General features: G+C 57.6%; 11 protein-coding genes. 7 read left to right on the forward strand and 4 right to left on the reverse strand.

Translation table 11 applies throughout. From position 1 onward, the window contains the following. Positions 1 to 51: 51 nt before the first annotated feature. Complete coding sequence (gene fdhF, locus C3F35_RS10185) at positions 52 to 2,199, forward strand: formate dehydrogenase subunit alpha (protein ID WP_103793470.1); 2,148 nt, start codon at positions 52 to 54, stop codon at positions 2,197 to 2,199. Positions 2,200 to 2,453: 254 nt separating this feature from the next. Then, positions 2,454 to 3,128: a tetratricopeptide repeat protein gene (locus tag C3F35_RS10190; protein WP_032616037.1), complete on the forward strand. Its 675-nt coding sequence runs from the start codon at positions 2,454 to 2,456 to the stop codon at positions 3,126 to 3,128. Between the two features lie 88 nt (positions 3,129 to 3,216). Here the strand turns inward: C3F35_RS10190 and gltP are convergent, their stop codons facing one another. Next, complete coding sequence (gene gltP, locus C3F35_RS10195; RefSeq protein WP_032616035.1) at positions 3,217 to 4,530, reverse strand: glutamate/aspartate:proton symporter GltP; 1,314 nt, start codon at positions 4,528 to 4,530, stop codon at positions 3,217 to 3,219. A 420-nt stretch (positions 4,531 to 4,950) separates the two neighbouring features. Here gltP and acs point away from each other — a divergent pair, with 420 nt between their 5' ends. The 3 genes from acs to actP all read left to right on the forward strand — a co-directional run bounded on the left by acs (position 4,951) and on the right by actP (position 9,010). Continuing rightward, complete coding sequence (gene acs / locus C3F35_RS10200; protein ID WP_103793471.1) at positions 4,951 to 6,909, forward strand: acetate--CoA ligase; 1,959 nt, start codon at positions 4,951 to 4,953, stop codon at positions 6,907 to 6,909. A gap of 140 nt (positions 6,910 to 7,049) precedes the next feature. Then, positions 7,050 to 7,364 carry a DUF485 domain-containing protein gene (locus tag C3F35_RS10205; RefSeq protein ID WP_032616031.1) on the forward strand — a complete coding sequence of 105 codons (315 nt, stop codon included), beginning with the start codon at positions 7,050 to 7,052 and terminating at the stop codon, positions 7,362 to 7,364. Next, positions 7,361 to 9,010: a cation/acetate symporter ActP gene (gene actP / locus C3F35_RS10210; protein ID WP_032616029.1), complete on the forward strand. Its 1,650-nt coding sequence runs from the start codon at positions 7,361 to 7,363 to the stop codon at positions 9,008 to 9,010. Before C3F35_RS10205 ends, actP begins: the two co-directional genes overlap by 4 nt. A gap of 210 nt (positions 9,011 to 9,220) precedes the next feature. On the opposite strand, the gene C3F35_RS10215 is transcribed toward actP, so the two are convergent. After that, positions 9,221 to 10,798: a hypothetical protein gene (locus C3F35_RS10215; RefSeq protein WP_103793472.1), complete on the reverse strand. Its 1,578-nt coding sequence runs from the start codon at positions 10,796 to 10,798 to the stop codon at positions 9,221 to 9,223. A 47-nt stretch (positions 10,799 to 10,845) separates the two neighbouring features. On the opposite strand from C3F35_RS10215, the gene C3F35_RS10220 reads away from it, so the two are divergent. Together C3F35_RS10220 and C3F35_RS10225 are read left to right on the forward strand one after the other, a co-directional pair. Next, a complete protein-coding gene (locus tag C3F35_RS10220; RefSeq protein WP_103793473.1) occupies positions 10,846 to 12,141 on the forward strand; it encodes a Gfo/Idh/MocA family protein in 1,296 nt (431 codons plus the stop codon). A gap of 116 nt (positions 12,142 to 12,257) precedes the next feature. Then, positions 12,258 to 13,535: an ABC transporter substrate-binding protein gene (locus C3F35_RS10225; protein ID WP_225321550.1), complete on the forward strand. Its 1,278-nt coding sequence runs from the start codon at positions 12,258 to 12,260 to the stop codon at positions 13,533 to 13,535. A gap of 74 nt (positions 13,536 to 13,609) precedes the next feature. Here C3F35_RS10225 and C3F35_RS10230 read toward each other — a convergent pair whose 3' ends face one another. Then, a complete protein-coding gene (locus C3F35_RS10230; protein WP_032616021.1) occupies positions 13,610 to 14,299 on the reverse strand; it encodes an LrgB family protein in 690 nt (229 codons plus the stop codon). Continuing rightward, complete coding sequence (locus C3F35_RS10235; RefSeq protein WP_103793475.1) at positions 14,292 to 14,702, reverse strand: CidA/LrgA family protein; 411 nt, start codon at positions 14,700 to 14,702, stop codon at positions 14,292 to 14,294. Before C3F35_RS10235 ends, C3F35_RS10230 begins: the two co-directional genes overlap by 8 nt. Positions 14,703 to 14,789: the final 87 nt, after the last annotated feature.

A 14,789-nucleotide genomic window follows, 5' to 3' on the forward strand; every position in this document is an offset into this window, starting at 1 on the left:
AGCCGCATAATAAACCAACACGTCAGCATCATTTACACTGGAGCGAGACCGATGAAAAACGTCATCACGGTGTGCCCCTATTGCGCATCAGGTTGCAAGATAAGCCTGGTCGTCGATAACGGCAGCATCGTCCGTGCCGAGGCAGCCGGGGGGAAAACCAACCAGGGCAAGCTGTGCCTGAAGGGCTACTACGGCTGGGATTTTATCAACGACACCCAAATCCTGACCCCGCGGCTGAAAACCCCCATGATCCGGCGCACACGTGGCGGCAAGCTGGAGTCCGTCGCCAGGGATGAAGCGCTGGATTACGTCGCCCGTCGTCTCAGCGCCATCAAGGCGCAGCATGGCCCGGATGCGATCCAGACCACCGGCTCCTCGCGCGGCACCGGGAATGAAACCAACTACATCATGCAAAAATTTGCGCGCGCCGTGATTGGCACCAACAACGTCGACTGCTGCGCACGCGTCTGACACGGCCCCTCGGTTGCAGGTCTGCACCAGTCGGTCGGGAATGGCGCCATGAGCAATGCCATCAACGAGATTGATAACACCGATCTGGTGTTAATTTTCGGCTATAACCCGGCGGATTCACATCCGATCGTCGCGAACCACATTCTGCGCGCGAAGCAGAACGGGGCCAAAATTATCGTCTGCGATCCGCGGCGCATCGAAACCGCGCGCATTGCCGATATGCATATCGCGTTGCGAAACGGCTCAAACATCGCCCTGCTTAATGCCATCGGCCACGTGATTATTGCCGAGCAGCTCTACGATCGGGCCTTCGTCACTGCCCGCACGGAAGGCTTTGAGGCGTACCGTAAGATCGTTGAACGCTATACGCCGGAGTCGGTCGAGGCCATTACCGGCGTGAGTGCGGGAGAGATCCGCCAGGCCGCGCGTCTGTATGCCGGAGCGAAAACGGCCACCCTGCTGTGGGGGATGGGTGTCACCCAGTTCTGGCAGGGAGTAGAGACGGTGCGCTCGCTCACCAGCCTCGCGATGCTGACCGGCAATCTCGGCAAAGCCCACGTTGGGGTCAACCCGGTGCGCGGCCAGAATAACGTGCAGGGGGCCTGCGACATGGGCGCGCTGCCGGATACCTACCCGGGCTACCAGTTTGTTAAGTTGCCAGAAAACCGCGAGAAATTTGCCAAAGCCTGGGGCGTGGCGAGCCTGCCTGCGCATCCCGGTTACCGCATCAGCGAACTGCCGCACCGTGTGGCTCACGGCGAGGTGCGGGCGGCCTACATCATGGGCGAAGATCCGCTGCAAACCGATGCCGAACTTCCGGCGGTGCGTCAGGCCTTTGCCGATCTGGAGCTGGTGATTGTTCAGGATATCTTTATGACCAAAACCGCGGCGGTGGCGGATGTCGTCCTGCCGTCCACCTCCTGGGGCGAGCATGAAGGGGTTTACACCGCCGCCGATCGCGGTTTCCAGCGTTTCTTTAAGGCGGTCGAGCCAAAGTGGGATTTGAAAACCGACTGGCAGATCATCAGCGAGATTGCGACCCGTATGGGTTATCCGATGCACTATGACAACACCCAGCAAATCTGGGATGAGCTGCGCCAGCTGTGTCCGGGCTTTAAGGGCGCAACCTACGAAAAGATGGGCGAGCTGGGCTATATCCAGTGGCCCTGCCGGGATGAATCGCCAGAAGATCAGGGCACGTCGTACCTGTTCGCGGAAAAATTTGATACCCCGAACGGGCTGGCGCAGTTCTTCACCTGCGACTGGATGGCCCCCATTGATAAGCTGGATGACGACTATCCGCTGGTGCTGTCCACGGTGCGCGAAGTGGGTCACTACTCCTGCCGCTCAATGACCGGCAACTGTGCGGCCCTGTCAGCGCTGGCCGATGAACCCGGCTATGTGCAGATTAACACTGAGGATGCCGCACGGCTGGGCATTGAGGATGAGGCGCTGGTGTGGGTCAACTCACGCAAAGGCCGGGTCATTTCCCGCGCTCAGGTGAGTGACCGGCCAAACGTCGGGGCAGTGTACATGACTTACCAGTGGTGGATCGGCGCCTGTAACGAGCTGGTGACGGAGAATTTAAGCCCAATAACCAAAACGCCGGAATATAAATATTGTGCGGTGCGCGTGGAACCCATTGCGGATCAATCGGCTGCCGAAAAATATGTTCTTGAGGAATATAACAAACTGAAAAATACCTTACGTGAAATGGCCACAGGCTAAGGCTTAATTAACGGAACCATAAAAAAATGGGGTGAGTATTCACTCCATTTTTACAGGCGTCAGCTACGTGATGTATGACGGGTATAAAGGATGAACAGCACGACGTGGCGGCTAAATCAGCCTGCGCGGCAGGCTAACGTCAGCGGGCGGGGAAACCCGCCCGGCTTGTGGATAGTGGAGGTCTTAATGCACCCATTTTTTTCTTCTCGTCCCACGCTTATACTGCCCGTTATCTACCCCTACGAAAATAACGCATGAAATCTCTTTATCTTTTATTGATCCTTTTTTCTTCCCTGGTGGGCGCCGAAGAGATTGGCGGCCAGTACCTGAAGCAGGCTGAGGCGGGCGACAGCCGCGCGCAGTATTACCTTGCCGAAACCTATTACAGCTCGGGTGATGATAAGCAGGCCGAAACCTGGGCCGAAAAAGCGGCCAAAAACGGCGATATCGATGCCATGGCGCTGCTGGCGCAAATCAAGTTTAAACACGGCGATTTAACCCAGGCAAAGGGGCTGGCGCAGCAGGCCACGGTGGCGGGCAGCTCGCCGGGTGCGGTGATGCTGGCGCGGTTGCTGGTGAATACCCGTGCCGGGCAAACCGACTACCCGCAGGCATTGACCTTACTGCATAAAGCCGCGGCGAATACCGAGGATGACGCCGCTGTCGATGCCCAACTGCTGCTGGGGTTGATCTACGCCAACGGCGTGGAGGTGGCGCAGGATGATGTGCAGGCCGCGCAGTGGTTTAAGCAAAGCTCCGCCCTCTCGCGCACGGGTTACGCGGAATACTGGGCAGGTCAGGTGTTTCATCAGGGCGAGGCCGGGTTTATCACCCCCAATAAACAGAAGGCGCTGTACTGGTTTAATCTGAGCTGTAGCGAAGGGTTTGATACCGGCTGCGAGGAGTTTGATGCGTTGAGCGGGGAGTAAAATCCCCTCACCCTGACCCTCTCCCCAAAGGGGAGAGGGAATAGTATGGTAGGCCCGGTAAGCGCAGCGCCACCGGGCTTTTTTTACACTACTGGTCAGCCGTCTTATCGAAACGGCCCAGCACCTCGCGTTCATACGCCAGGGCTTTCTTACGGTCGAATTTGTGTTCCCACTTGGCAATCACCAGCACCGCCAGCGCATTACCCACCACGTTCAGCGCGGTACGCGCCATGTCGAGGATACGGTCAACACCGGCGATAAACGCCAGCCCTTCCAGCGGAATACCCACGCTACCCAGCGTCGCCAGCAGAACCACAAACGATACGCCCGGCACGCCAGCAATCCCTTTTGAGGTCACCATCAGCGTCAGCACCAGTACGATCTCCTGCCACAGGGAGAGGTCGATACCGTACAGCTGGGCAATGAAGATCGCCGCGATACTCTGGTACAGCGTGGAGCCGTCGAGGTTGAACGAGTAACCGGTCGGCACCACAAAGCTGGTGATTGACGCAGGCGCCCCGTAGGCTTCCATCTTCTCAATAATACGCGGCAGCACGCTCTCGGAGCTGGCGGTGGAGTACGCCAGAATCAGTTCGTCTTTCAGGATGCGGATCAGGATCCAGATGCTCAGGCCACATATCCGCGCCACCAGCCCCAGCACCACCAGGGCGAAGAACAGGATGGCGAAGTGAACCAGCAGCACCAGCTTCGCCAGCGGCCACAGGGAGGCAAAACCGAAGTTCGCCACCGTCACGGAGATCAGCGCGAATACCCCAACCGGCGCATAACGCATCACCATATGGGTGACTTTGAACATGGTTTCAGAGATGGAGCGGAACACGGTCACCAGCGGCTCGCGATGGGTGGAGGGCAGCGACGCCAGGCCCAGACCAAACAGCACCGAGAAGAAGATGATCGGCAGCATTTCGCCCTTCGCCATCGACGCCACGATATTGGTCGGCACCAGCGACAGGATCGTGCCCATCAGGCCATGAGAATGGCTTTGCACTTCTGCGGTTGTGCTTTGGTATTTCGAAATATCCACCGTCGCCAGCTGCGACATATCAATACCCGCGCCAGGCTGGAACACATTCGCCAGCGTGATGCCAAGAATGATCGCGACCGTAGTGATCACTTCGAAATAAAGAATCGTTTTTGCGCCGATACGGCCGAGCTGCTTCGCGTCGCCGACCCCGGCAATCCCGACCACCAGCGTCGAAATGACAATTGGCACCACAATCATCTTGATCAGATGAATAAAGATATCACCGGCTGGCGACAGTAAGTTGGCGATCAGCCATTCGCGGCTGTCACTGTGATAATGCAGATAACTGCCCAGCAAGATACCCAGCACAAGGGCCAGCAAAATTTGCCAGGCCAGGCTGACTTTCAAATTTTTCATAACAAGAGACTTCCTCAATGAAGTGTTCGTACTCGTAAAACGGCGGGGACGACACATACTGAAAGGGTATGAATTGTGTTGCGTTCATTTATGGGGTTTTTTAACGCGCGGTATCAGTACCATTTGCACGGCATGCTGCGCAAGCCTTTAAGAACGAGGCATTTGACTGACAAAAGGCGTTATCACGCTAATTTATATCAGTAATGATAAATAACCTTTTGTTATAAAAACGCTTTTTTATCTATAAATGCAAATAATCCTCAAGAGTAATTATTTTTCTGCAAAGTGTCATTTGCTCAATTTTCGAACTCTTTAATTTTTGCGTGATCTGTCGCCCAAATAGTAAACAAAGGTTCCAAAGCCCCTACAATTAACGTTTTTGCGACATATTATTAACATTCTACAAGGAGAACAAAAACCATGAGCCAGGTCCATAAACACGACATTCCCGCAAATATTGCGGACCGCTGCCTGATCAACCCGGAGCAGTACCAGGAGAAGTATCAGCTGTCGATTACCAACCCTGACGCCTTCTGGGGCGAACAGGGCAAAATCCTTGACTGGATCACCCCTTATCAAACGGTCAAGAACACCTCCTTTGCCCCCGGCAATGTCTCTATTAAATGGTATGAAGACGGCACGCTGAACCTCGCCGCCAACTGCCTGGATCGTCATCTCGCCGAGCGCGGCGATCAGACGGCCATCATCTGGGAAGGCGATGACGCATCCCAGAGCAAACATATTTCCTACCGCGAACTGCACCGCGATGTCTGCCGCTTTGCCAACGTCCTGCTGGCCCAGGGCATCAAAAAAGGTGATGTGGTCGCTATCTATATGCCAATGGTGCCGGAAGCGGCCGTCGCGATGCTGGCCTGCGCCCGCATCGGCGCGGTCCACTCCGTCATCTTCGGCGGCTTCTCACCGGAAGCGGTTGCCGGTCGCATTATCGACTCCAGTTCAAAACTGGTGATTACCGCCGACGAAGGCGTGCGTGCGGGCCGTGCCGTTCCGCTGAAAAAGAACGTCGATGAGGCGCTGAAAAACCCGAGTGTGAACAGCGTCAACAGCGTGATTGTGCTCAAGCGCACCGGTAATGCGGTTGAATGGCATGAGGGCCGCGACCTGTGGTGGAGCGACCTGATTGAGCAGGCGAGCGACCAGCACCAGCCAGAAGCAATGAACGCAGAAGATCCGCTGTTTATCCTTTATACCTCCGGCTCCACCGGCAAGCCAAAGGGCGTGCTGCATACCACTGGCGGCTATCTGGTCTATGCCGCGACCACCTTCAAATATGTCTTTGATTATCATCAGGGTGATATTTACTGGTGTACCGCCGACGTGGGCTGGGTCACCGGTCACAGCTACCTGCTGTATGGCCCGCTGGCCTGTGGCGCGACCACGCTGATGTTCGAAGGGGTGCCAAACTGGCCAACCCCGGCGCGCATGAGCCAGGTGGTGGACAAACACCAGGTCAATATTCTCTATACCGCGCCAACCGCGATCCGTGCGCTGATGGCCGAGGGCGACAAGGCCATTGAAGGGACCGACCGTTCCTCCCTGCGCATCCTCGGGTCCGTGGGTGAGCCGATCAACCCGGAAGCCTGGGAGTGGTACTGGAAGAAAATCGGTAACGAGAAGTGCCCGGTTGTCGATACCTGGTGGCAGACCGAAACCGGCGGCTTCATGATCACCCCGCTGCCAGGCGCGACCCAGCTGAAAGCGGGTTCGGCAACCCGTCCGTTCTTCGGCGTACAGCCTGCGCTGGTGGATAACGAGGGCAATCCGCAGGAAGGCGCGACCGAAGGCAACCTGGTGATCACCGACTCCTGGCCGGGCCAGGCGCGCACGCTGTTTGGCGATCACGATCGCTTCGAGCAGACCTATTTCTCCACCTTCAAAAACATGTACTTCAGCGGCGACGGTGCGCGTCGTGATGAAGATGGCTACTACTGGATCACCGGTCGCGTGGACGACGTGCTGAACGTCTCCGGGCACCGTCTGGGCACTGCCGAGATTGAATCGGCGCTGGTATCGCATCCGAAGATTGCCGAAGCGGCAGTCGTCGGTATTCCCCACAGCATCAAAGGCCAGGCGATTTATGCCTACGTCACGCTGAATCACGGCGAAGAGCCGTCGCCGGAACTGTACACCGAAGTGCGTAACTGGGTACGTAAAGAGATCGGCCCGCTTGCCACCCCGGACGTACTGCACTGGACCGACTCACTGCCGAAAACCCGCTCCGGCAAGATCATGCGCCGTATTCTGCGCAAAATCGCCGCGGGCGATACCAGCAACTTAGGCGATACCTCAACGCTCGCCGATCCTGGCGTGGTGGACAAACTGCTCGAAGAGAAGCAGGCCATCGCAATGCCTTCGTAATTTTTTCTCCCTCTCCCTGCAGGAGAGGACTGGGGTGAGGGCATCAGACCGCTCCTTCCTTCACCCTCACCCTAACCCTCTCCCTCCGGGAGAGGGAATAACAATAAACCTCAACCCTACCGATACTTCTGGAGAATCTGATGAATAACGATATTTGTCAGCAGATAGAGAACAGTGCGCACTACAGGGAGCTTGTCGAAAAACGGCAACGGTTCGCCTTCATTCTTTCCATCATCATGCTGATTATCTACGTCGGCTTTATTTTACTGATCGCCTTTGCGCCGCACTGGCTTGGTACGCCGCTGCACGCCGGCACCAGCGTCACGCGCGGTATTCCCATTGGCATTGGCGTTATCATCATTTCGTTTGTGCTGACGGGCGTCTACGTCTGGCGTGCGAACGGCGAATTCGATCGTCTTAATAAGGCTGTCCTGCACGAGGTAAAAGCATCATGAAGCGAGTTCTGACGGCGCTTGCCGCCACACTTCCCTTTGCTGCCCATGCGGCAGATGCCATTACCGGCGAGGTTCAGCGTCAGCCAACCAACTGGCAGGCGATCATCATGTTCCTGATTTTCGTCGTGCTGACGCTGTACATCACGTACTGGGCATCGAAACGCGTGCGCTCCCGTAACGATTACTACACGGCGGGCGGAAACATTACCGGCTTCCAGAACGGGCTGGCGATTGCGGGTGACTTTATGTCCGCCGCCTCCTTCCTCGGGATCTCCGCGCTGGTGTATACCTCCGGCTATGATGGCCTCATTTACTCCCTCGGGTTCCTCGTCGGCTGGCCGATCATTCTGTTCCTGATTGCCGAGCGCCTGCGTAACCTCGGGCGCTATACCTTTGCAGACGTCGCCTCCTATCGTCTGAAACAAGGCCCCATCCGTATGCTCTCTGCCTGCGGTTCGCTGGTGGTTGTGGCCCTCTATTTGATTGCGCAGATGGTGGGTGCCGGCAAGCTGATTGAGCTGCTGTTCGGCCTGAACTATCACGTTGCGGTAGTCCTGGTTGGCGTACTGATGGTGATGTACGTGCTGTTTGGCGGCATGCTCGCCACCACATGGGTACAGATCATCAAAGCGGTGCTGCTGCTGTTCGGTGCCAGCTTTATGGCCTTTATGGTAATGAAGCACGTCGGCTTTAGCTTCAATAACCTGTTCACCGAAGCGATGGCGGTGCATCCGAAAGGGGAAGCGATCATGAGCCCGGGCGGGCTGGTCAAAGACCCGATTTCCGCACTGTCTCTTGGCCTGGGGCTGATGTTTGGTACGGCGGGCTTACCGCATATCCTGATGCGCTTCTTCACCGTGAGCGATGCGCGTGAAGCACGTAAGAGCGTCTTCTTCGCCACCGGCTTTATGGGTTACTTCTACATTCTGACCTTTATCATCGGCTTTGGCGCGATCATGCTGGTGGGGGCGAACCCGGCGTTTAAAGACGCGGCGGGTGCGCTGATCGGCGGTAACAACATGGCGGCGGTACACCTTGCCGACGCGGTGGGTGGCAACCTGTTCCTCGGCTTTATCTCTGCCGTGGCCTTCGCCACTATCCTTGCGGTGGTGGCCGGGCTGACGCTGGCTGGTGCCTCTGCGGTATCGCACGACCTCTACGCCAACGTGTTCCGTAAAGGCGCGAGCGAGCGCGACGAGCTGCGAGTCTCCAAAATCACCGTGCTGGTACTGGGTGTGGTGGCGATCCTGCTCGGCATTCTGTTCGAGAAACAGAACATCGCCTTTATGGTGGGACTGGCCTTCTCCATTGCGGCAAGCTGCAACTTCCCGATCATTCTGCTCTCCATGTACTGGTCTAAATTGACCACACGCGGCGCGATGATTGGCGGCTGGCTGGGGCTGCTGACGGCGGTGATCCTGATGATCCTCGGCCCGACCATCTGGGTGCAGATCCTCGGCCACGAAAGCGCCATCTTCCCGTATGAATACCCGGCGCTGTTCTCTATTGCCGTGGCGTTCATCGGCATCTGGTTCTTCTCCGCTACCGATAACTCGCCAGAAGGTAACCTGGAGCGTGAGAAATTCCGCGCCCAGTTTATCCGTTCACAAACCGGCCTGGGCGTCGAACAGGGCCGCGCGCACTAAAACCCCCTCCCCGGCCGCTGGTCGGGGATCACATTTTTTTCCCCTTCTGGTGACGTTTATCACGTCACCTGAACGGAAAAAGCCGATGTGCATCACAGGCTTTATCTACAATTCGCAAAGGCCATCACACTTTTCCCGATTTCACCTCAATCCCCGGCTTTCCCTCTGCCCCCCGTACAGACAATCCCCGTCTCAGTTTTTATGCTTTAGTCACAGCGACTCGCTCAGGCTTCTGGCAAAGCGCTCCAGCCGCTCCGGGCTGAGGAGTAGCGGCAGGAACAAGGGGCCGCTGGCGGGTGGGTCCGCCAGCCAGCGATTCAGGGTGTCGGTGTAGTGAAGCAGCCGCTGCTGATGCTTCTGCAGGGTGTCAGCAGGCAGACTGTTCGCACCGTAGTGATCCCGCCACAACACATCGGTCACCGCGGCGGCCACGTGGGAGAACATCTGGCTGTAGATTTCCGCGCTGCGCCAGGCGGCGAGCAGGGTCGCCAGGGTGTCGTCCTGGCAGGTTATCCGCGGCATGAGCTCCCGCAGGTTTTGCAGCGTGCGTGATGCGAGGAAGCAGGCGGCTTCTTTCTCAAGCGCCATCCGCTCACGCTGCTCTTTGCCCAGCGCAGGATCGTCGGCGGGCATCAGCGGCTGCCAGGCGTGCAGCCAGTTGGCGCTGCGGGTGTCCATATGCAGCAGCTGCTGCGCCTGGGCAATGCTCTCCGGGATCTGGCTCTGGTAGTGCAGCCGTCGCCCGAGGAGGTTTGGCGTTTTACACAACCAGTCGTAGCTGGCGTGGACAATGGCCGAGAGCTGATGCTTGTCCTGCAAAGAGCGAAAGCCGAGCTGATGATGTTCCGCCCAGCGATCGAAGGTGGCGGGCAACGCCGCATCGGCGGCCTGGTTGGCGGCGGTGAGACCGAACAGGTTGATGGCGTTGGCGGAGTCCATCACCCGGCTGTCGGGCAGCCACTGCCAGCTCACACGGGAAGTTATAGCTTCGATTTCGTTTTCGGCCGCGCTGAGCGCCCAGCTTAAGCGCCCGCTGATCTCATCGCCCAGATAACACGGCAGCGCGGTCCAGCCGTAACCGGTGCCGAAGAGATCGTACTCGATCCACTTTTTATGCCCCGGCAGGGTGGCGATGTGCGGATGGTTGGCAAAGCCGGGGTGGTAATCCAGCTCCGTGGCTTTAACCGAGGCCCGGACGTCGTCCGGGAGCGTCGCCAGAATGTTAGCCAGCTGCTGTCGCGGCCAGCTGTTATCAATAAAGTCGCGCAGGATGAGCTTTTTGCCCCGGGCGCGCAGCAGGCTCCAGACATCATGCAGGCTTTGCTGCCAGCGGGTGGTCTGAAAGTCCGGTGTCGTCAGGCTGAGAATAAGCCCGCTGAGGTGGGGCAAGGCGTGTAATAGCGGATGCAATATGGCGGCATAAAAATGGTGCCAGAAATCCGGCGCGCTTTTTTCGTCGAACGTCAGTTCAGGAAATTTACGCTTAATAATATCGTCATCAGGCGCGGCCTCCCCTTGCAGCCAGAACGATAAGTTATTTTCCGCCAGATAGCGATCGACGCGGATTAAATATTGCAGGGCGTAATTTTGCTGATGAATAAGGTTCTCGACGTTGAGCTTTTGACTTAATGCCGAGGGCGTCGCAAGTACCGAAAGCAGTTCCTGTTGGTGCAGGATGATCCCAGTGAAACCGTGCTGTTTCGCGCTTTTCACCCCCTGAATAAACCAGGGCCAGTGCCAGATAAAAGTGCTGTTCAGCTCCATCAACTGATGTGGAATACGTTTCATTGCGTCACCTTGCTGATATTTATTTTGCTATTTGACTCGAGGATGCCATGAAAAATTATGCTCTGGTAGGAACCGGTGGTCGTGCTGGTTTATATATTTCCGCCATCGGCGGTGCCTGGCGGGAAAATGCCAGACTGGTCGCCTTCTGCGATACCAATAGGACGCGCATGGAGTATGCCCGGCAGCTATTAAAAAACGAAGGGGCAGAGCCGGTTTCCCTCTGGCAGGCGGCGCAGTTTGAAGAGATGATCCGCGAAACGCGTCCCGATGTTGTCATCGTGACCACCATGGATCGCACCCATGACGACTACATCGTTCGGGCGCTGCACGCCGGATGCGATGTGATCACCGAAAAACCCATGACCATCGACGAACAACGCGCCCTGCGCATTCTCGACGCCATCGAAGAGACCGGCCGCAGCGTGCGGGTGGCCTTCAACTACCGATACGCCCCGCACCACAGCAAGGTGCGCGAGCTGCTGATGCAGGGCACGATTGGCAAGGTTACTTCGGTACACTTTGAGTGGCTGCTCAACACCGAACATGGCGCAGACTACTTCCGCCGCTGGCACCGGGAAAAGCGCAACAGTGGCGGCCTGCTGGTACACAAATCTACCCACCATTTCGATCTGATGAACTTCTGGCTCGGCAGCTACCCGGAACGGGTTTACGCCGAAGGCAGCCTGCAATTCTACGGCAGGGAGAACGCCGAGCAGCGCGGCGTGACGAAGTTCTACCCACGCGCCCACGGCTTTGCCGACGCGAAAGCGGATCCGTTTGCCCTGCAGATGGCGGAGAACGCCCAGCTTAAGGCGCTCTATCTCGATGCCGAGCATGAAGATAACTACTTCCGCGACCAGAGCGTGTTCAGCGACGGCATCAACATCGAAGACACCCTGTCGGTGCTGGTTAAATATCAAAATCAGGTGCAGCTCACCTACTCCCTTAACGCCTACCTGCCGTGGGAAGGGCTGAACGTGGTCTTTAACGGCACTGAAGGTCGTCTGGAGATGAAGATCGTCGAGAAGTCCTACGTCAACGCCGGGGGCGATCGCGAAAACGAGGGCAGCCTGGAGCAGTGCGATCTCACCGTCTTCCCGATGTTTGCCGAACCCTGGAAAGCGGAATTCAGCCTCGGTGAAGGGGGCCACGGCGGTGGCGATAACGCCATGCTGGCCGACCTGTTTGGCACGCCGGGCCAGGATCCGCTGCAGCGCGCGGCCGACCACCGGGCAGGGGCTATGTCCATCCTGACCGGGATTGCGGGCAATATCTCCATGCAGCAGCAACGTCCGGTCAATTTTAAGGAGTTCGAGCTGGTTTCCCGTCTGACGAAACGCTAAGAGCATGATGAAGGCGCGGCAGGAGGCCGCGCTGGCGCGGCAGGAGGCCGCGCCAGCGCGACTGGTCAGTATTGTGTCGTTACTCACCTGTTTAATAATAAAAATTCCGGAGATAAATAATGAATAAACTCCTGTCAGGTGTCATCGCATCGCTGTTATTTACCTGTACCTCTGCCTGGGCGCAGCCCGTTGAATTACGCATGTCGTGGTGGGGTGGCAACAGCCGCCACCAGGCCACGCTGAAGGCGCTGGACGCCTTCGAAAAGTCACACCCGGATATCAAAGTGAAGGCCGAATACACCGGCTGGGACGGGCATCTTTCGCGCCTGACCACCCAGATGGCGAGCGGCACCGAGCCGGATGTGATGCAGACCAACTGGCCGTGGCTGATAATCTTCTCCAAAAACGGCGACGGGTATTACGATCTCGACAAGCTGAAAGCGGAGCTGGATTTAAGCCAGTATCAGGCTCAGGATCTGCAATCCACCACAATCAACGGCAAGCTCAACGGCCTGCCGGTCTCCGTCAACGCCCCGGTCTTTTACTATAACGACGTGACCTGGCAGAAAGCCGGGCTGGCGTACCCGAAAAACTGGGAGGCGTTTTTTGCCGCCGGGAAAACCTTCCAGCAGAAACTGGGCAACAACTACTATCCCTACACTATGGTCGATCAGGATGTCATTCTGCTGCTCAATGCCTACATGATGCAGACGCACCGCAAGCCGATGTTCAATAGCGACGGCACCTTCGCCTGGAACGACGCGCAGTGGGATGAGGCCTTCCGCTTTGTGAAGCGCCTGAGCGATGACCACGTTCTGCCGTCACCCAAAACCCTCTCCTCCTACGGCAAAGGCAACCTCTATGAGATGAAGCCGTGGATCAACGGCGAATGGGGCGGCCTGTTCACCTGGAACATCACCATTCGCATGTTTGCCAACAACATGACCCCGCCCGCGAAGCTGGTGCTGGGGGATTACGTCATGCAGCCCGGGACGGAGGAATCGGGGGTGTATTTCAAAACGGCGCAGATGCTGTCGGTGGCAAAATCCACGAAACATCCCAAAGAGGCGGCGATCCTGGTGAACTACCTGCTTAACGATCCTAAGTCGGTAGAGGCGCTGGGGCTGGAGCGTGGCATTCCGCTTAACAAGGCGGCGGAAACACAGCTCACAGAGCAGGGGCTGATTGACCCGCAGGATCCGGTGATCGCCGGGTTGCGCCAGGCGCAGTCGCTGCACACGACCGCCGTCGCCACGCCCTATATTGAGGATTTGCAGGTGATCGACAGGTTCACCGCCGCGCGGGAAAAACTGGAGCAGGGCCAGCTCCCCGCCCAGGTCGCAGCGGATTTTCGCCAGCAGGTGGAACGGATTGTGCGGCGTTTGAACCGTTAGTATCGTCGCGTGGCGCGGCGCTTACCGACCTGGAGAACCGCAGGCCCGGCAAGCGCCGTGCCGCCGGGCAAGACTCAGAACATTAACCAGCTCACCAGCGGTGCCACCAGCACCATCACCACGCCGGAGAGCATCATCACCAGGCTGGCGACCACTCCCTCCTGCTGGCCCAGCTCATAGGAGCGGGCAGTGCCAGCGCCATGGGAGGCGGCACCAAATCCGGCCCCTTTCGCCATCCCTTCGCGGATCGAGAGCCGCAAAAACAGCATGTCCCCCACCGCCATGCCAAACACCCCGGTGACAACCACAAACAGCGCCACCAGATCCGGCTGCCCGCCGAGCGGTTTTGCCGCGGCCAGCGCAAAGGGCGTGGTGACGGAACGCACCGCGAGGCTGCGCTGGATCTCATCCGACAGGGTAAACAACCGCGCCAGCCAGACCGAGCTGGTGACGGCCACCACCGTGGCGGTGATCACCCCGGCCGAAAGCGACATCCAGTGGCGTTTGATCACCGCGAGGTTGTCGTACACGGGCACCGCAAAGGCGATGGTCGCCGGGCCGAGCAGCCACAGCAGCCAGTGCGCTTCACCGATATAGTTCTGCCAGGAGATATGCCCCCACACCAGCATCATTACCAGCAAAATCGGGGTGAAGACCAGCGGCATCAGGGGAAGTTTGCGAAAGCGACGATACAGGCGCTTGTTGGCGAAATAGATAATCAGCGTGACCACCAGACAGAGCACGCTGACCTGAAAGTTAGTCATGTTTCTGCCTGCCGATCTCAAAGCGATAGACTTTATCCACCACCCACGCGGTGGCACCCAGCACCATCAGCGTGCTCAGGGCGATCACCGCAAAGATGCGCCAGCCATCCACCATCAGCAGCTGGACGTAATTCACCACCGCCACCACCGCGGGCACAAAAAACAGCAGCATTTCTGCCAGCAGCCAGCGTGAGCCTGCCCGCACCCAATTCAGGGGAATAACGCGGCAGAGGATCAGGCTGAACATCAGCACCATCCCGACCAGATTGGCCGGCAGCGGCAGATGTAGCCAGCCAACAAGGTATTCAGCGAAGACAAAAAGACCCGCGTAAAGCAGTACCTGAACCGGTACCTGGAGTCGTTGCACGACGGCAGGCGTAACGCGACCTAACGCCACGGTCATGGGGGATTTCCTCAAAATGAGACGGAGCGCCAGTATAGTCAGCGCCCGTAATTGACTGAAATGAATTAAAATCATCAAAGGTATAGT

This window comes from Leclercia sp. LSNIH3, assembly GCF_002935105.1.
Classification (GTDB): Bacteria; Pseudomonadota; Gammaproteobacteria; order Enterobacterales; family Enterobacteriaceae; genus Enterobacter; species Enterobacter adecarboxylatus.